General features: G+C 62.5%; 16 protein-coding genes and 1 other RNA gene. 10 read left to right on the forward strand and 7 right to left on the reverse strand.

The annotated features are described in order from the left end of the window. Positions 1-66: 66 nt before the first annotated feature. The 4 genes from FEE99_RS13840 (at position 67) to FEE99_RS13855 (ending at position 4,182) form a co-directional block, all read left to right on the forward strand. A complete protein-coding gene (locus FEE99_RS13840; protein ID WP_041479103.1) occupies positions 67-1,230 on the forward strand; it encodes a zinc-binding metallopeptidase family protein in 1,164 nt (387 codons plus the stop codon). A gap of 146 nt (positions 1,231-1,376) precedes the next feature. Next, positions 1,377-1,473: signal recognition particle sRNA small type (ffs, locus tag FEE99_RS13845), an RNA gene on the forward strand. A 205-nt stretch (positions 1,474-1,678) separates the two neighbouring features. Beyond that, positions 1,679-2,179 carry a hypothetical protein gene (locus FEE99_RS13850; RefSeq protein ID WP_052392186.1) on the forward strand — a complete coding sequence of 167 codons (501 nt, stop codon included), beginning with the start codon at positions 1,679-1,681 and terminating at the stop codon, positions 2,177-2,179. 35 nt (positions 2,180-2,214) lie between these two features. Further along, positions 2,215-4,182 carry a hypothetical protein gene (locus FEE99_RS13855; RefSeq protein ID WP_041479101.1) on the forward strand — a complete coding sequence of 656 codons (1,968 nt, stop codon included), beginning with the start codon at positions 2,215-2,217 and terminating at the stop codon, positions 4,180-4,182. A 20-nt stretch (positions 4,183-4,202) separates the two neighbouring features. Here FEE99_RS13855 and FEE99_RS13860 read toward each other — a convergent pair whose 3' ends face one another. Then, entirely contained in the window at positions 4,203-4,952 is a 750-nt protein-coding gene (locus tag FEE99_RS13860; RefSeq protein WP_041479100.1) for a substrate-binding periplasmic protein, read from the reverse strand. Positions 4,953-5,097: 145 nt separating this feature from the next. Between FEE99_RS13860 and dnaX the strand changes: the two genes are divergently transcribed. The 5 genes from dnaX (at position 5,098) to FEE99_RS13885 (ending at position 10,861) form a co-directional block, all read left to right on the forward strand. After that, positions 5,098-7,194, forward strand: coding sequence for a DNA polymerase III subunit gamma/tau (gene dnaX / locus FEE99_RS13865; protein ID WP_041479098.1), 2,097 nt, complete (start codon positions 5,098-5,100; stop codon positions 7,192-7,194). Positions 7,195-7,260: 66 nt separating this feature from the next. After that, on the forward strand, positions 7,261-7,599 hold the full coding sequence (locus FEE99_RS13870; RefSeq protein ID WP_003223337.1) for a YbaB/EbfC family nucleoid-associated protein: 339 nt from the start codon (positions 7,261-7,263) through the stop codon (positions 7,597-7,599). Positions 7,600-7,858: 259 nt separating this feature from the next. Beyond that, positions 7,859-8,893, forward strand: coding sequence for an NADP-dependent oxidoreductase (locus FEE99_RS13875; RefSeq protein ID WP_041479097.1), 1,035 nt, complete (start codon positions 7,859-7,861; stop codon positions 8,891-8,893). 66 nt (positions 8,894-8,959) lie between these two features. Further along, the gene (gene recR, locus FEE99_RS13880; RefSeq protein ID WP_016773861.1) at positions 8,960-9,562 is read left to right on the forward strand and encodes a recombination mediator RecR; all 603 of its coding nucleotides are present in this window, start codon (positions 8,960-8,962) and stop codon (positions 9,560-9,562) included. A 150-nt stretch (positions 9,563-9,712) separates the two neighbouring features. Continuing rightward, positions 9,713-10,861, forward strand: coding sequence for an acyl-CoA dehydrogenase family protein (locus FEE99_RS13885; RefSeq protein ID WP_041479096.1), 1,149 nt, complete (start codon positions 9,713-9,715; stop codon positions 10,859-10,861). 110 nt (positions 10,862-10,971) lie between these two features. On the opposite strand, the gene FEE99_RS13890 is transcribed toward FEE99_RS13885, so the two are convergent. Both FEE99_RS13890 and fnr read right to left on the reverse strand, forming a co-directional pair. After that, the gene (locus FEE99_RS13890; RefSeq protein WP_024012326.1) at positions 10,972-11,520 is read right to left on the reverse strand and encodes an adenine phosphoribosyltransferase; all 549 of its coding nucleotides are present in this window, start codon (positions 11,518-11,520) and stop codon (positions 10,972-10,974) included. A gap of 75 nt (positions 11,521-11,595) precedes the next feature. Next, positions 11,596-12,330, reverse strand: a complete 735-nt coding sequence (gene fnr / locus FEE99_RS13895; RefSeq protein WP_016773865.1) for a fumarate/nitrate reduction transcriptional regulator Fnr — start codon at positions 12,328-12,330, stop codon at positions 11,596-11,598. Positions 12,331-12,484: 154 nt separating this feature from the next. Here fnr and FEE99_RS13900 point away from each other — a divergent pair, with 154 nt between their 5' ends. After that, positions 12,485-12,967: a hypothetical protein gene (locus tag FEE99_RS13900; protein WP_041479094.1), complete on the forward strand. Its 483-nt coding sequence runs from the start codon at positions 12,485-12,487 to the stop codon at positions 12,965-12,967. Here the strand turns inward: FEE99_RS13900 and hemN are convergent. From hemN to FEE99_RS13920, 4 genes are all read right to left on the reverse strand, one after another. Beyond that, a complete protein-coding gene (gene hemN / locus FEE99_RS13905) occupies positions 12,964-14,346 on the reverse strand; it encodes an oxygen-independent coproporphyrinogen III oxidase (RefSeq protein WP_041479093.1) in 1,383 nt (460 codons plus the stop codon). The genes FEE99_RS13900 and hemN overlap by 4 nt on opposite strands. Before the next feature lie 169 nt (positions 14,347-14,515). Next, positions 14,516-15,199 (reverse strand): sulfite exporter TauE/SafE family protein, encoded by a 684-nt coding sequence (locus FEE99_RS13910; protein ID WP_041479091.1) that lies wholly within the window; start codon positions 15,197-15,199, stop codon positions 14,516-14,518. Beyond that, a complete protein-coding gene (gene ccoS, locus FEE99_RS13915; protein WP_041479090.1) occupies positions 15,192-15,404 on the reverse strand; it encodes a cbb3-type cytochrome oxidase assembly protein CcoS in 213 nt (70 codons plus the stop codon). The genes FEE99_RS13910 and ccoS overlap by 8 nt, the downstream gene beginning before the upstream one ends. A 23-nt stretch (positions 15,405-15,427) precedes the next feature. Next, positions 15,428-17,878, reverse strand: coding sequence for a heavy metal translocating P-type ATPase (locus tag FEE99_RS13920; RefSeq protein ID WP_041479089.1), 2,451 nt, complete (start codon positions 17,876-17,878; stop codon positions 15,428-15,430). Positions 17,879-17,999 lie beyond the last annotated feature (121 nt).

Consider the following 17,999-nt stretch of genomic DNA (forward strand, 5'->3'; position numbering starts at 1 on the left):
CTATATTCGGGAACGATGTTGTCTTCCGGATGATCTAGTCTTGGCCAGTCCCAGGGAGAGATCGCCATGCACCGCTTTTTCGAGCAGCTCAGTTCCCGCATCATCGCGCCGTTCGTGGCCGGATCCTCGCGCAACAGCAAAGTCTGGCCGTGCCGTTGCGGCCAGTCGCTGTTCTTTCGCAACAGTCAGTGCCTGGCCTGTAACGCCTTGCTTGGCTATCAACCTGAACAAAGTCGCCTGACCTCGCTGCAGCCGGGGCCGGAAGAGGGCACCTGGACGCTCGACGCCGATCCCGACGCCGGACTGTTCCGCCGCTGCGCCAACCTCGACATGCCCGCCGCGTGCAACTGGCTGCTGCCGGCCAACGATCACGACACCTTGTGCATCGCTTGCAGCCTCAACCGCACCATTCCCGACCTGTCCGTCGCGGAAAATCCCGAACGCTGGCGCAAGGTCGAAATCGCCAAGCGTCGACTGGTCGCGCAACTGATCACCCTCGGCTTGCCGGTCATCCCGAAAACCACGGATGAAGAAATCGGGCTGGCGTTTGACTTCATCGGTGTCGACCTCGAAGGCAACGCGCCGATGACCGGCCATGCCAACGGCCTGATCACCCTCGACATCAAAGAGGCCGACGACGCTCACCGTGAGCAGGTCAGGGCGGCGATGCACGAACCTTACCGCACGCTGCTCGGGCATTTTCGCCATGAGGTCGGCCACTACTATTGGGATCGCCTCATCGCCAACGGCCCTTGGCTGGAGGCGTTCCGCAATCTGTTCGGCGACGAGCGCGCCAGTTACGCCGAGGCGCTGGACCGGCATTACCAGCAAGGCGCGCCGCTGGACTGGCCGCAGCACTACGTCAGTGCCTACGCGACCATGCATCCGTGGGAAGACTGGGCGGAAACCTGGGCGCATTACCTGCACATGATGGATGCGGTCGACACGGCGCTGGGCTTTGGCATGAGCGCGCGGGAAATGGACTTCGACTATCAGCCGTTTCCGACCAGCACCCTGTACGACCCGGAGCACCCCGGCGGTGGCGCTTTCCTGTCATTCGTCAATGCGTGGATCGAGCTGGCGGGCATGCTCAACGAACTGTCGCGCAGCATGGGCCAGCCGGATTTCTATCCGTTCGTACTGCCGGCAGCGGCGATCGCCAAGCTGCACTTCATTCATCTTGTGATCCAGGATGCGGGCGGTCGCGCAGACGAAGTCCTGGCCCTGTAGAAGCTGGCGCAGGCTGCGATCTTTTGGCGTCACCGCATGTCCTTGAACCTGTTGGTATTTTTTATCTGCAACCAACGGTTGTAACTTCATCTCAGACAGGTACAATGGCGCGGCTCGCCGACAGGCAAGCGTCGTTATGGTGACCCCATCGGTCCCCCCGCAACGATTACCCGTGAACCTGGTCAGATCCGGAAGGAAGCAGCCACAGCGGGAACATTGTGTGCCGGGGTGTGGCTGGTGGGGGCACCACCTTAACGAACCAGCCAAGGCTTCAGACAGAACTGCATGGGTTTCGCCCACTGCGGTTTTTTTATGCCTGCGATTTGGCTAGTGGCGTTGCTCCGACATCAGAAACGCGCGGATCAGCAGCGCAGCGTCCCGGTGCCCGTGCGGCCGTGGACGGCGAACAGTGGCATACTCCCTCGCCTGGCATTGAGAGGTAAGGCAAGTGGGTGAAATCGACGATCTGACTCGTGAAAAACTGCGCGAATGGCAGATGCGGCGTCTGGAAGTCAAAACGCAGATGCAGGATCAGCCCGAGCGCACGCTGGAACTGTCGCGAGTGCTCGACCTGATGGATGAAGAACACGCTGCGATTCTGGCGGCATCTGCTGTTTTCAACGCGGCAGAAGAGCCTGAACAGTCGGTCCCGGTGGAGGCACAATCGGCGATCGTCGAGCACGCATCAGACTCGCTGACCGCAAAGTACGACCTGCAGCTGCAAGCCACCGCGCAAAACCCTGAACACCTGCGCAAACTGCTCGAAATGGCGCTCTACGAAGTGCAGGCGCAGATCGATGCGGCGGCGGTGGCCAGCGGCACTGAACGACGCGGCATGTCCGGCACGCTCGGCAGTTACTCCTTCGAGCTGCGCATCAGCCCCGAGGCCGGCAGTGAAGGAAACTTGCCGCAGTCCCATGAAATGCACGACGAGAATGACCAGGACTGATCTGGTGAGTGTCAAAGCCCAGGCGGCGAGGTTGTATGCACCCGGAACATTTTGATTTGGCCACCCCGGTATTTCTGCCCATCACCCATGATGCGTGTACGGCGCTGTTGCAGCCCAACGGTGACGCGGCACTCGCCAACCTGAGCGACCCGGAACTGGCGGCGGTGCTGGTCATCCAGAACCTTGCCCAGGCCACGGAAAAGGACCTGAGTGCCAGCGCAGCGGAGAAAATTCTCGCCAGACTCATTGACTGGTCTGTCACCTCCCGGCGCTCCGGATCGGCGGGACTGCTTGCAGAGGCGCGGCGTCTATTCGATTCGCGCAAATTGTATTTCGGCCTCAATGCGCTCAAAGGCCTGAACCTGCGCTTTCTCATGGCCGATGAAGTCACAGCGCAGGAATACCTGTTGCCCGGCGGGCAGTGGGATGTGGACTACAAAATTCGCCATCAGCAACAGAACAATCCGTTCAGCCAGCAAATGGTCACGCCACGCGAGCGCGAGCACTGGTTAAGCGCGGCGCAGGACAAGCTGCTGCGAACCTTCCGAGCCAACCTCGACGAAGACCTGCACGTGCAGGGTTATGCGGGCATCGGCAAGAGCTACATGCTCAGCGCGCTGATCGAATGCCTGCGCTCGAAACGCACCCTGGTACTGGCGCGCACCCCGGCGAAACTGGCGACGTTGCGCAAGCACATCGTGCAAGTGCACGACACGGAAATTGGCCAGACCTTCTACGATTTTGCCCAGGCCCAGTTGCATGGCCCCCGATCGCACATGGCCAGGACGCCAGCGCGGATCCCGAGCAGGCAGGCGCTGGCGCAGGAACTGAATATGTTCGGCTTTCGCCACCACGATGGGCAGGGCACTCTGGAGGTTTGTCTGCGCGTGCTGGAGCTGTATTGCGCCTCAAGAGATCACACGCTATCCGCCAGGCACCTGCCGCATTTTCAGCAGCCCTTGAGCGGCGCAGACTCACAGGCGCTGCTGGAATATTCCAGTCGCCTGTGGGTGTATCTCGAGGCCAATCCGGCCTGGGCCAGCCAGACTGGCTTTCCGACGTTGCTCATGATCAAGCGCGCCAGTCTGGCCGGTTGCCGCGTCCCGCCGCGCTATACCCATGTGATCATCGACGAAAGCCAGGACGTGCCGGCGTCGCTGCTGCAAATCATCGAGCGCGGGCAGCAGGTGCTGATCACCCTCGGCGATGAATATCAGCAGGCCACGGGCGAGGCGCCCAAGCGCAAGCGTGAAGTTCGTCAGAGCGATATCTGCTATTCGGTGCGTTCGGGGCGCAATGTCGAGCGCCTGGTCAATCCGCTGATCTCGCGCCACACGCACAAGAGCAAAGTGCCGTTCGAAGGCGCTCGTCACGCCGACGTCGATATCGAGTACTACCCGCAAGCCTTCGTGCCGCCCGAAGGTTGCGTGGTGCTGACCGCTTCACCGTGGGACACGATGATGTGGGCCATCCACCTGCACGATTGCAATTGCGCCTTCAGTTTCCCCGACCGGGAAGCGCAGGACGACATCAAGCATTTCATGACCACCGCCATCGAACTGTTCCGCCGCGATTTCTACAACGCCGGGTCCAGCGAGAAAGGACCGCACCCGTATTTCAGCGACATGGCTGATTGGCAGCAGGTGCGCGCCGCCAACCAGTTCGATGAGGCTTTCTTGTGGATCGAGGCGCAGTTGCAAAACGGCTTCATGATTGCCGACCTGACTCGCCTGAGCCAAAAGATCATCGAGCCAGGCAAAGCCTGCCTGTTGATGATGGCCGAGCGGGCTGGCGGCATGGAGTTCAAGCGCGTGCTGTTGACCCGGACGTTGCTCAGTAACGAGAAATTCAAGGATGCCTACGAGTTCGATCAGCGCATCTGTGCCGTGTACATCGCCGTGTCCCGTGCCCGGCAGCAGCTTTATCTGCCTTACGACGTGGTGGAGTGGATCGATTATCACCACAGCCGCGAGCCAAAATTCCGCGAGTCGCACGGTTATTGACCCGGCCAACCCTGTGGGAGCTAGGGTGTGGTTGAAGAGGCGCCGGTGTACAACCGGATAATGTCGTCAATCTCGCCGGACATTTTCATGCGCAGCAGCGTGCGCAAGATCAGCTGCACCGGCACGTTCGGGTCGTTCCTCACATAGCAGCCGATATTCTGTTCCTGCAGCACCGCGACCCCCTGCAACTGCTGCTCCGGCAGCAGGCGTTGATTGATCCAGTCCAGTGTCCACTGATTGCTCACCGCATAGCGGTATCGCCCGGCCAGCAGCTTTTCCAGTACCTGTTCCTGATTGCGCGCGTCTTCGCGTTGCAACTGGTCAGCGTCGAACAGCGGTTGCAGGGTAGGGTAGCTGTAACCGAGGACGGTGCCGATGGCCTGGCGCGGCAGCCGGGCGGGATCGATCTGCGCCGGTTGTTCCTTGCGGCTGATCAGCAGGTCGCGCTGGAACCACAACGGCACGCTCCAGATGTAATCGCCGGACTGATTCGGCAGCCACGACTGCGCGGCATAGCAGCGCACATCGATGTCGCCGTGTTCCATGGCGCTCTGTACCCGCGCGCGCGGCAGGACGACGAACTGTGCCGGCGCGCCAACCTGGGTCGCCAGGCTGAGCAGGACGTCGTGCAGGATGCCTTGCGTCGGTCTGCCGCCTTGCAGTTGCACCATCGGCATCGCCCAACTGTCCGGCACGGCGAAACGCAACGGCGCCTGCGCTGCCATCGCGTTGAGGCTGATTCCCAGCAATGCCGCCACGGCCCACCGCATAAACGCTCCGGTAATTCCTCGTCCCGAGCCGATAAAAGCCTCTGCTGGTGCAGCTTAGCCATATTAGACGAGGACACCGGATGCAATTTTGCCCTTGCTCCGCTAGCATTAGCCGCTTCTGCTTCCTTCGCTGCGACGGTTTTCGATGAGTTATCAGGTTCTTGCACGTAAATGGCGTCCGCGCTCGTTCCGCGAAATGGTCGGCCAGACCCATGTGCTCAAGGCTCTGATCAATGCCTTGGACAGCCAACGGCTGCACCACGCTTACCTGTTCACCGGGACGCGCGGGGTCGGCAAGACCACCATCGCGCGGATCATTGCCAAGTGCCTGAACTGCGAGACAGGTATCACTTCCAGCCCCTGCGGCGAGTGTTCGGTGTGCCGCGAGATCGATGAAGGCCGTTTTGTCGACCTGATCGAGATCGACGCTGCCAGCCGCACCAAGGTCGAAGACACCCGCGAACTGCTCGATAACGTGCAGTACGCGCCAAGCCGTGGGCGCTTCAAGGTCTACCTGATCGACGAAGTGCACATGCTTTCCAGCCATTCCTTCAATGCGCTGTTGAAAACCCTCGAAGAGCCGCCGCCCTACGTCAAGTTCATCCTGGCGACCACCGATCCGCAGAAACTTCCGGCAACGATTCTTTCGCGCTGCCTGCAGTTTTCCCTGAAGAACATGACGCCCGAGCGTGTGGTCGAGCATTTGACCCACGTCCTGACCGCAGAAAACGTACCTTTCGAAGACGACGCACTGTGGCTGCTCGGCCGCGCTGCTGACGGCTCGATGCGCGACGCCATGAGCCTGACCGATCAGGCCATCGCGTTCGGTGAAGGCAAGGTCCTCGCGACCGACGTGCGCGCGATGCTCGGCACGCTGGATCACGGTCAGGTCTATGACGTGCTGCATGCGCTGATCGAAGGCGATGCCAAGGCGCTGCTCGAAGCCGTGCGGCATCTGGCCGAGCAAGGCCCGGACTGGAACGGCGTGCTCTCGGAAATTCTCAACGTGCTGCACCGCGTGGCCATCGCTCAGGCGCTGCCGGAAGGCGTCGACAATGGCCACGGCGACCGTGATCGCGTATTGGCCCTGGCCCAGGCGTTGCCGGCCGAAGACGTGCAGTTCTATTACCAGATGGGCCTGATCGGTCGTCGCGATTTGCCGCTGGCGCCGGACCCGCGCGGCGGTTTCGAGATGGTCTTGCTGCGGATGCTCGCGTTCCGCCCGGCGGATACGGCGGACGCGCCGAGGCAACCGCTAAAGCCAGTGGGGATCAGCCAGGCCACAGTTGATTCCGCAAACTCAGTGGCTGCCGCGCCCAAGCCTGCGCCGGTGGTCGCTGCGGCTGCGGCTGCGGCTGCTGCGCCAGCACCCGCGCCCGCACCAGTAGCAGCGCCGGCTGCCGAGCCAGAACCGGTTGTGCCGGTTGTCGAAGCGCACCCGGAGCCTGAGCCAGTCGCCGTCGAAACCGTGGTCGATCTGCCATGGAACGACCCGGTGGAAGCCGAGGCCGAGCCGGCGCCAGTTCAGCAACCCGCCGTCGAACCGGTGCTGGAAACCGCCGGCGAGCAGCCTGAATTGCCGCCGATGCCGCTGCCGACCCCGGACAGCGTGGTCCCGGATGCGCCGGAGTGGGCCGCTGCGCCGATTCCCGAGCCTTCCGTCGCCGAGGTCGATGCCGCTACGCCGGGCATGGACATGGACGACGAACCGCCGCTGGATGAAGACTACATCGAGCCGGACATGGATTCGGCCTACAGCTACCTCGACGAACTGGCCAGCGAACACGCCGCCGATCCCGAGCCTGAGCCCGAGCCGGAACCTGCCGCCGCGCCGGCCACCGGCCTGGCCCTGCAATGGCTGGAGCTGTTCCCGAAGCTGCCGATTTCCGGCATGACCGGCAGCATCGCCGCCAACTGCACGTTGATTGCGGTCGACGGCGATCATTGGTTGATGCACCTCGATCCGGCCCACAGCGCGCTGTTCAACGCCACGCAACAGCGTCGTCTCAACGACGCGTTGAACCAGTTCCACGGGCGCACGCTGACGCTGACCATCGAGCTGATCAAGCCCGAGCAGGAAACCCCGGCCCAGGCCGCCTCCCGCCGCCGCGCCAATCGCCAGCGCGAGGCCGAGGAATCGATCCACGGTGATCCGTTCATCCAGCAGATGGTTCAGCAGTTCGGCGCGGTGGTGCGAAGCGATACTATTGAACCTGTCGACGCCTTGGTCACCCAAGGCTAATAACTGAAGGTGCTCGGCCAAGATGGCCGGGCGCTGTTTTATCCAAGTACGTTTGAGGTGATTCCCATGATGAAAGGTGGCATGGCCGGCCTGATGAAGCAGGCGCAGCAGATGCAGGAAAAAATGGCCAAGATGCAGGAAGAACTGGCCAACGCCGAAGTCACCGGCAAGGCCGGCGGCGACATGGTCACCGTGGTGATGACCGGTCGTCACGACGTTAAAAGCGTGAGCATCGACCCAAGCCTGGTCGAAGGCCTGAGCGAAGACGACAAGGAAATGCTCGAAGCCGTGGTCGCCGCCGCCGTCAACGACGCCGTGCGCAAGATCGAAGCCAACAGCCAGGAAAAAATGGGCAGCATGACCGCCGGCATGAACCTGCCGGCGGGTATGAAACTGCCGTTCTGATTCGCCATTGCGCGGCAGATGAGCTACACAAAATGCCAGGCATAGCGCTTGGCATTTTTGTTTCTGCCTGATGGGCATGTGCCGCAGACTGACGCTTTCGCGAGCAGGCTCGCTCCCACAGGGATTGCATTTCCAAGTGTGGGAGCGAGCCTGCTCGCGAAGGGCGCGCCTCGGTCCATCTGAAGAAACATCGAACACACCACCGCTACCAAGGTCTGCTCCCTATACACCGAATTCCCCATTCACAGGAGACGCTGACATGTCCGACCCTCTCACCCTCAATCAACGCTTCGTCCTCGCCTCGCGCCCGAGCGGCGCGCCGACCCCGGAGAACTTCCGTCTGGAGCGCGAGGCATTGCCCGATCTGCAGGACGGTCAAGTCCTGCTGAAAACCCTGTACCTCTCTCTCGACCCGTACATGCGCGGGCGCATGAGCGACGCACCGTCCTACGCTGCGCCAGTGCAAATCGGCGAAGTCATGACCGGTGGTGCGGTCAGCCGGGTCGAGCAGTCCAATCATCCGAAATTCCACGTAGGTGATCTGGTGGTTGGCGCCACCGGTTGGCAGAGCCACAGCATCAGCGACGGCCGCAACATCATGCCGATCCCGGCCGGCCTGCCGAGCCCGTCGATGGCCCTCGGCGTACTGGGCATGCCGGGCATGACCGCGTACATGGGCCTGATGGACATCGGCCAGCCGAAAGAGGGCGAAACCCTGGTAGTGGCTGCGGCGTCCGGTGCCGTCGGCTCGGTGGTCGGGCAAGTGGCGAAGATCAAAGGCCTGCGCGCGGTCGGCGTGGCTGGTGGTGCCGAGAAGTGCAAATACGTGGTCGAGGAGCTGGGTTTTGATGCCTGCATCGACCACAAGGCCGATGACTTCGCCGAACAACTGGCCAAGGCCTGTCCCAACGGCATCGACATTTACTACGAGAACGTCGGCGGCCATGTCTTCGACGCGGTCTTGCCGTTGCTCAACCCCAAGGCGCGCATCCCGTTGTGCGGCCTGATCGCCGGCTACAACGCCGCCGAGGCGCCGACCGGCCCGGATCGTTTGCCGATGCTGCAACGCACTTTGCTCACCAAGCGTGTACGGATTCAGGGCTTCATCGTCTTCGACGATTACGGTGATCGTCAGCCGGAATTCATCAGCCACATGGTGCCGTGGGTACGCGACGGCAAGGTGAAGTTCCGCGAGGACGTGGTCGAAGGCCTGGAGCAGGCGCCCGAGGCGTTCATCGGTCTGCTGGAAGGGCGCAACTTCGGCAAACTGGTGGTCCGGGTCGCCCAGGACTGAGGATTTGACGCTGGCCAGAGGCGCGGGTATAAACCGCGTCTCGTTGTTTAGTCGGACTGTTTACCCATGAGCTTCAGCCCTTTGATTCGCCAACTGATCGACGCTCTGCGCACCTTGCCAGGCGTGGGTCAGAAAACCGCTCAGCGCATGGCGTTGCAGTTGCTCGAACGTGATCGCAGCGGTGGTACCCGTCTGGCCCAGGCCTTGAGCCAGGCCATGGAAGGCGTCGGCCATTGTCGCCAGTGCCGCACGCTGACCGAGGACGATCTGTGCCCGCAATGCGCCGACCCACGCCGCGATGACACGCTGCTCTGCGTGGTCGAAGGGCCGATGGACGTTTATGCGGTGGAGCAGACCGGCTTCCGTGGCCGCTATTTCGTGCTCAAGGGGCATTTGTCGCCGCTGGATGGCCTGGGGCCGGAAGCGATCGGTATTCCGCAATTGATGGCGCGGATTGAAGAGGCGGGGACCTTTACCGAAGTCATCCTCGCCACCAACCCGACAGTGGAAGGCGAGGCGACGGCGCACTACATCGCGCAGTTGCTCAACAACAAAGGCCTGGTCGCCTCGCGGATTGCCCACGGCGTACCGTTGGGCGGTGAGCTGGAGCTGGTCGACGGCGGCACGCTGGCGCATTCGTTTGCCGGGCGTAAACCGATTTCCCTCTAAAAATCAAAAGATCGCAGCCTTCGGCAGCTCCTACAGGGAACGCATTCCAATGTAGGAGCTGCCGAAGGCTGCGATCTTTTGATCTTCTGCATCTTGAATACCAAGCAAGCGCTCGGTTAACGTCGGCGAACCCTTCCGTGGAGCTCGCCCATGCCTGCCTTTCAGGAATACTTCGACCCCAGCCACCAATTGGTCCGCGACAGCGTCAGACGTTTTGTCGAACGCGAGATCCTGCCGGACATCGATCAGTGGGAAGAAGCCGAAAGCTTTCCCCGTGAGCTGTACCTCAAGGCCGGTGCGGCGGGCATTCTCGGTATCGGCTATCCCGAGGCGCTCGGCGGCAGCCATGAAGGCGATCTGTTCGCCAAGGTTGCTGCCAGTGAAGAGTTGATGCGCTGTGGCTCAGGCGGGCTGGTGGCGGGGCTGGGGTCGCTGGATATCGGTTTGCCGCCGATCGTCAAATGGGCGCGGCCTGAAGTGCGAGAGCGGGTCGTCCCCCAAGTGCTCAGCGGTGAGAAAATCAGCGCCCTGGCGGTGACCGAGCCCGGCGGCGGCTCCGACGTCGCCAACCTGCAAACCCGCGCCGTGCGTGACGGCGACTTCTACCGGGTCAGCGGCAGCAAGACCTTTGTCACCAGCGGCGTTCGCGCGGACTTCTACACGGTCGCGGTGCGTACCGGTGCGCCGGGGTTTGGCGGCATCAGTTTGTTGCTGATCGAGAAGGGCGCGCCGGGGTTCAGTGTCGGTAGGCAGTTGAAGAAAATGGGCTGGTGGGCGTCGGACACGGCTGAATTGTTCTTCGACGATTGCCGCGTGCCGGCAGGCAACCTGATCGGCGCGGAGAACATGGGCTTCGCCTGCATTATGGGCAATTTTCAGAGCGAACGCCTGGCGCTGGCGCTGATGGCCAACATGACGGCGCAATTGGCGCTGGAGGAGAGCCTGAAGTGGGCGCGCGAGCGTGAGGCATTTGGCAAACCCATCGGCAAGTTTCAGGTGATCAAACATCGCCTCGCCGAAATGGCCACAGCGCTGGAAGTGTCGCGGGAGTTCACTTACCGGCAAGCGGCAAAAATGGCGGCGGGGCAGAGCGTGATCAAGGAGATTTCCATGGCGAAGAACTTCGCCACCGACACCTCGGACCGGATCACCACCGAAGCCGTGCAGATTCTCGGCGGGCTCGGTTACATGCGTGAAAGCCTGGTGGAGCGGCTGTATCGGGATAACCGCATTCTGTCGATTGGCGGCGGAACGCGGGAAGTGATGAACGAAATCATCAGCAAGCAGATGGGGCTCTAAGTCCTGCGGTGTAGCTGCCGGCCCCTTCGCGAGCAGGCTCGCTCCCACAGTTGAAATGCATTCCCCTGTGGGAGCGAGCCTGCTCGCGAAAGCGGCCTGTCAGACGCTGTTTATTTATCGGTCAACGCAAACTGCGTCAGGCAAAACGTCGGAATGCCCATGTCCTGCAAGCGCTGCGAGCCTTGCAGCTCCGGCAGATCAATGATCGCCGCCGCTTCATGCACCCGCGCGCCCATGCGGCGAATCAGGTTGGCTGCTGCGATCAGCGTGCCGCCGGTAGCGATCAGGTCATCGAACATCACCACCGAATCGCCTTCACACAGGCTGTCGGCGTGCACTTCCAGAAACGCTTCGCCGTACTCGGTGGCGTAACCTTCGGCCAGTACGTCCGCCGGCAGTTTGCCTTGCTTGCGGAACAGCACCAGCGGCTTGTTCAACTGATAGGCCAGTACCGAACCGATCAGAAAACCACGGGCATCCATGGCGCCGATGTGGGTGAAGTCGGCTTCGACGTAGCGATGGGCGAAGCTGTCCATCACCAGGCGAAGGGCCGTCGGCGACTGGAACAGCGGGGTGATGTCGCGAAAGATCACGCCCGGTTTCGGGAAGTCGATCACGGGGCGGATCAGGGATTTGATGTCGAAGGAGTCGAAGACCATCGGGGTGTCCTGGCAGGGCTGCAAACGGCGCAGTATACCCGCGGCTGAAACGATTCGCTCAACCGCGGGTCGTGATCAGCCTTCGATCGAACCGCCGGCCAACGCGCACAGCTGGATCGGGTCGAGGATATGGATCTCCTTGCCCTCGGCGGCAATCAGCTCGTTCTGCTGGAAACGGGTGAACACCCGCGACACGGTTTCCACCGCCAGGCCCAGGTAGTTACCGATTTCATTGCGCGACATGCTCAGGCGGAACTGGTTGGCCGAGAAGCCGCGAGCGCGGAAGCGTGCCGACAGGTTGACCAGGAAAGTAGCGATGCGCTCGTCAGCGGTTTTCTTCGACAGCAGCAGCATCATTTGCTGGTCGTCACGAATCTCGCGACTCATCACCCGCATCAACTGGCGGCGCAGTTGCGGCAATTGCAGGGCCAGTTCGTCGAGGCGCTCGAAGGGGATTTCGCAGACCGAAGTGGTTTCCAGCGCCTGGGCCGAGACCGGGTGTTTTTCGGTGTCCATGCCCGACAGGCCGACCAGTTCGCTCGGCAGGTGGAAGCCGGTCAGCTGTTCTTCGCCGGCATCGCTCAGGCTGAAAGTCTTCAGGGCACCAGAGCGGACTGCATAAACGGAATCAAAGGTGTCGCCCTGGCGGAACAGGAATTCGCCCTTCTTCAGCGGGCGGCCGCGTTTAACGATTTCGTCGAGCGCATCCATGTCTTCCAGATTCAGAGAAAGTGGCAGGCAGAGCGGGGCCAGGCTGCAATCCTTGCAATGGGCCTGGTTGTGAGCGCGCAGTTTGACTGGCTCGGACATTTCTTCAATCCTTGTGGGAAAACACACATAAGCCGTAAGGGTAACCCACGGGAGGACATTCAGGCCAGCACGTGGCGGCGTTGTCCTACAGACATAAAGCCGCAGCACCGGCGGCCGATAACCCGCTATCAGCACTCAACCAAGGAAGGCCCCGATGAACGCCATTGGTACGCTAAGCCCCGGCAGCAGCGGCATTGCTGCTTCGCCGGAGGTAACCGCTCCCGACGCTGCAATCGATCGCGATGAAGACTTGTCGCACACGGCAACCCCGACCTTGGTCGAGGGCGTCAAAGTGTCGCTGTCCGGCGCGGCCATCGCCAAATCCGCCGCTGTCGGTGGCGAAAACAGTGACATCGACAACAGTGGCTTACCGGAGAACATCCAACAGTTGCTGAAGATGATTCGCAAGATTCAAAAAGAAATCATCGAGAAAAAAGCGCGCATGGCGGCGGTCATGTCAGACAGAACCCTCTCCACCGAGGAAAAGATCAACAAGCTCGCCGCACTGCGGGGCGCCATTGCCGCCCTCAACAGTGGCCTGATCACCGCCAACCTCGCCCTGTCGAAAGTCATGAACCAGTCGGCGCTCAATCCTGACCAGAACCTCAAAGTCGGCTCGTTGCTGACCAAGCCTTAAATCACCCGCGAGAAACGCTGGCGGTTCTGCTGCTCCAGGTACGCATCGAAAACCATGCACACCGAGCGCACCAGCAATCGGCCCGCTGGCAACACCTCGATGCGCTCGCACTCGAGTCTGATCAGGCCATCCTCGGCCATACCTTGCAACTGCGGCCAGAGCGCGCCGAAGTAGCCTTGAAAATCGATGTTGAACTGCTGCTCGATCTCGGCGAACTCGAGTTTGAAATTGCAGATCAACTGCTGAATCACTGCGCGGCGCAAGCGGTCGTCGGCGTTGCACACCAGACCGCGACTGGTCGCCAGCTGCGCGCTGGCCAGGCTGTTCTGATAGGCAGTGAGGTCGCTGCTGTTCTGGCAGTACAGATCGCCGATCTGGCTGATCGCCGACACGCCCAGGCCAATCAGGTCGCAATGGCCGTGGGTGGTGTAACCCTGGAAGTTGCGTTGCAGGGTGTGCTCTTCCTGGGCAATCGCCAGTTCGTCATCGGGCAGGGCGAAGTGGTCCATGCCGATGTAGCGGTAGCCGGCAGCGGTCAGTTGCTCGATGGTGCGCTGGAGCATTTCCAGCTTGTGCGCCGGGCTCGGCAGTTCGCTGCTGTTGATTCGCCGCTGGGGCATGAAGCGTTCTGGCAGGTGCGCGTAGTTGAATACCGAGAGGCGATCCGGTTGCAGGCTGATCACTTCCTCGACGGTGCGGGCGAAATTGTCGGGTGTCTGCTTGGGCAGGCCATAAATCAGATCGATGTTGATCGAGCGGAATTGCAGGGTTCGCGCCGCATCGATCACCGCGCGGGTTTCTTCCAGGCTTTGCAGGCGATTGACCGCGCGCTGCACCGCCGGGTCAAGATCCTGCAGGCCAATGCTGACCCGGTTGAAACCCAGTTCCCGCAGCAGGCCCATGGTCGACCAGTCAGCCTCGCGCGGGTCGATTTCAATGCCGTAATCGCCCGAGTCATCGTTGAGCAAATTGAAATGCTTGCGCAGGTGCGCCATCAGCTGGCGCAATTCGTCGTGGCTGAGAAAGGTCGGCGTGCCGCCACCGAAATGCAGCTGCTCGACGGTTTGCGCCGGGTCGAGGTGGCAGGCAATCAACTGGATTTCCTGCTCGAGCCGTTGCAGATACGGCTGCGCGCGACCGCGATCCTTGGTGATGACCTTGTTGCAGGCGCAGTAGTAGCAAATGTTCGCGCAGAACGGCACATGCACGTACAGCGACAACGGCCGCTGGGCCTTACGGCTGTCGCGCAGGGCGTGGAACAGGTCGAAAGTGCCGACCTGACCGTGAAATTGCACGGCGGTCGGATATGAGGTGTAGCGTGGCCCCGCCAGATCGTAGCGGCGGATCAGATCAGAGTCCCAACGAATGGCGTCGAGCATGCGGGCATTCTCCCGGATAGGCTGGCAGTGTGGCGAGTCTATCGGGGGGCGGCGATGGGGCTGTTGATTTGCATCAACAGCACAAGGTCAAAAGATCGCAGCCTTCGGCAGCTCCTACCTTGGAATGCGACCTCCTGTAGGAGCTGGCGAAGGCTGCGATCTTTTGTTTTTAATGGCCCATGAGCCAATGCTGATGCGGGCCGGGAAGGGTCCATAAGCCAAACAGAATCACCAACAAACCGCCGGCCATGCGCACGCTGCGTTTGCGCAAGATCGCGGTCACCCGTTCAGCCGCCAGCCCGGTGGCGAGCAGCACCGGCCAGGTGCCGAGGCCGAAAGCGAGCATCAGCAACGCACTGTCCAGCGCATTGCCCTGACTCGCGCTCCACAGCAAGGTGCTGTAAACCAGTCCGCACGGCAGCCACCCCCACAGCGCACCGAGCAGCAAGGCACGCGGCAGGCTGGAAACCGGCAGCAAGCGATTCGCCACTGGTTGAATAAAACGCCACAAGCCACGCCCGAGCGCTTCGATACGGGTGAGCCCGCTCCACCAGCCGGCCAGGTACAAACCCATGGCGATCAGCAGCAAACCGGCCAGCACGCGCATGAACAGCGCCGCCGGGCTGTTGGCGACGGCCCAGCCGGCCAGACCGATGAGCAGTCCCGCCGTGGCATAACTGAGAATCCGCCCGAGGTTGTACGCCAGTAACAGGCGAAAGCGCCGGCTGCGCTGCTCCTTGGGGATCGCCAGGGTCAGCGCGCCCATCAGGCCGCCGCACATGCCCAGACAGTGGCCGCCACCGAGCAGGCCGAGGATCAGCGCCGAGACCAGCAGGGGCGCCAGTTCAAGCATGGGGTGGCGCCTTGTCGTCCGGTTTGCCGGCGTTGGCTTCGTCCACCCCAGCGGTGTGGTTGGGGTCCTGATCGTCAAAAAGGATGCTGTGTGCCGGGCCGTCGAGGTCGTCGTACTGACCGCTGTCCACCGCCCAGAAGAAGATGTACACGGCGATGGCGACGATGAGCAAGGCAGCGGGAATCATCACATAGAGAGCTGGCATCGGTAACTCCAGGCCCGCGCGGCTCAGGCCGGCAGCGGGCGGGTTTGTGTCGGGCTGCCGGCGGCCGGCGCGCTCGGCAGGCGAGTCAGGCGCAGGGCGTTGAGCACCACGGTCAGGGAACTGATCGACATGCCGACCGCCGCCCACACCGGAGTGATCCAGCCGAGGGCGGCGAACGGCAACATGAGGCCATTGTACAGCGCCGCCCACAGCAGGTTTTCGATGATTACCCGGCGCGTGCGTCGCGCCAGCGTGAAGGCTTGCACCAGAGCGTCAAGGCGATTGGACAGCAACACTGCATCGGCGCTGGTTTTCGCCAGATCGGTGGCCGAGCCCATGGCCACGCTGATATCGGCCGCAGCCAGCACCGGCACGTCATTGACGCCGTCGCCGAGCATCAGCACCTTGCGCCCTTCCTTGTGCAGTTGTTGCAGCACTTGCAGTTTGTCATCGGGGCGCAAGCCGCCACGGGCCTCGTCGATGCCCAGTTCGGCGGCGACACTGGCGACCATCGGCGAACTGTCGCCGGACAACAGCAAGGTGCGCCAGCCCCGGGCTTTGCAGGCCGCGAGCAGGGCGGGGGCGTCGTCACGCAGGCGATCGTCGAGGACGAACCATGCCAGCGGCCCCTGAGTGTCGGCGAGCAGCAACCATTGTCCGGCTTCATCAGGCATTGACGGCAGCGCCGCGCCGCTCAGGGCACAGGCGAACGGCGCCTGACCGATGCGCAAGCGTTGCTCACCGACCACGCCTTCCAGGCCCAGCCCCGGTGTGCTGTGTACGTCCTCGGCGGCCAGCGGCGCACGCCCGAAAGCGCGGGCGATCGGGTGTTCCGAGCGGTTTTCCAGCGCAGCGGCGAGGCTCAGGCATTGCTCGCTGTCGAGCGCGCCGAGCGGGCGAATCGAGCGCAGCACCAAGCGGCCTTCGGTGAGCGTGCCGGTCTTGTCGAAAATCACCGTGTCGATCTGGTTCAAGCCCTCCAGCACATGGCCGCGTGTCAGCAGCAGGCCGAGTTTGTGCAGGGTGCCGGTGGCGGCGGTGAGGGCGGTCGGCGTCGCCAGCGACAGCGCGCACGGGCAGGTCGCCACCAGCATGGCGAGGACGATCCAGAACGCCCGCGCTGAGTCCAGCTGCCACCACAGCACGCCGATCACTGCCGCCGCAATCAGCGACAGCAGCAGGAACCATTGCGCGGCGCGGTCGGCGATTTCGGCCAGACGCGGTTTCTCCGCCTGAGCGCGGTCGAGCAGGCGCACGATCGCGGAGAGACGCGTGTCCTGTCCCAGCGCCTGCACTTCGACGGTCAATGCGCCTTCGACGTTAAGTGTCCCCGCTGTTACCGCATCGCCCAGCGTGCGTGGCTGCGGCAGGTATTCGCCAGTCAGCAGCGATTCGTCGATGCTCGACTGACCGTCGATGATCTTGCCGTCAGCCGGCAGAATCGAGCCCGGCTGCACCAGAATCCGCTCGCCCACACGCAACTCGCTGAGCAGGATGCGTTCGCTCTGGCCATCGCTATCCAGGCGCAGGCACGAGGCGGGCAACAGGTTGACCAGCTGTGCGGTGGCAGCAGCGGTGCGTTCGCGGGCGCGGCGTTCCAGATAACGCCCGGCGAGCAAAAACAGCGCGAACATGCCGACCGCATCGAAGTACAGCTCGCCGACCCCGGTGATCGATGTCCAGATCCCGGCGATATAAGCGCTGCCGATCGCCAGTGAAACAGAAACGTCCATGGTCAGGTGGCGCGTACGCAAATCGCGCATCGCGCCTTTGAAGAACGGCGCGCAGCTGTAGAACACGATGGGTGTGGTCAGAAACAGCGCGACCCAGCGCAGGATCGTGTGCAGCTCGGGACTGAGGTCGATGTTGAATTCCGGCCAGGTAGCCATGGTCGCCATCATCGCCTGAAACCACAGCAACCCGGCGACGCCGAGCTGGCGCAGGGCCAGGCGATTCTCACTGGCCAGCTGTTCGCTGGCGCGGTCGGCCTGGTACGGGTGGGCGGCGTAACCGATGTGGCGCAGCTCGGCGAGGATCTGGCTCAGCGGCAATTGTGCGTCGGCCCAACGCACGTGCAAGCGATGGTTGGACAGGTTCAATCGCGCTTCGGCGACGGCGGGCAGGGTGCGCAGGTGTTTCTCGATGAGCCAGCCGCAGGCGGCGCAACTGATGCCTTCCATCAACAGCGTGGTTTCAGCCAGATCGCCTTCGTGGCGCACGAAGGGCTGCTGCACGTCGGCGCGGTCGTACAGCGCCAGTTCATCAGTCAGTTGCACCGGCAGCGCTTCGGGATTGGCCGACGCTTCGCTGCGATGCTGGTAATAACTTTCCAGCCCCCCGGCGACAATGGCTTCGGCCACCGCCTGACAGCCCGGGCAGCAGAACTCGCGGGCCTGCCCGAGGACGACGGCGGTGAAGCGGCTGCCGGACGGGACGGGCAGGGCGCAGTGGTAGCAGGGAATTGGGGTAGTCATGGTGCGCGTTCCGATGATCGTTCCCACGCTCCGCGTGGGAATGCCTCCCCGGACGCTCCGCGTCCGCTTCGGCCGGGACGCGGAGCGTCCCTGGCTGCGTTCCCACGCAAGGCATGGGAAC

It is taken from the genome of Pseudomonas sp. ef1 (assembly GCF_007293365.2).
Lineage (GTDB): Bacteria > Pseudomonadota > Gammaproteobacteria > Pseudomonadales > Pseudomonadaceae > Aquipseudomonas > Aquipseudomonas siliginis.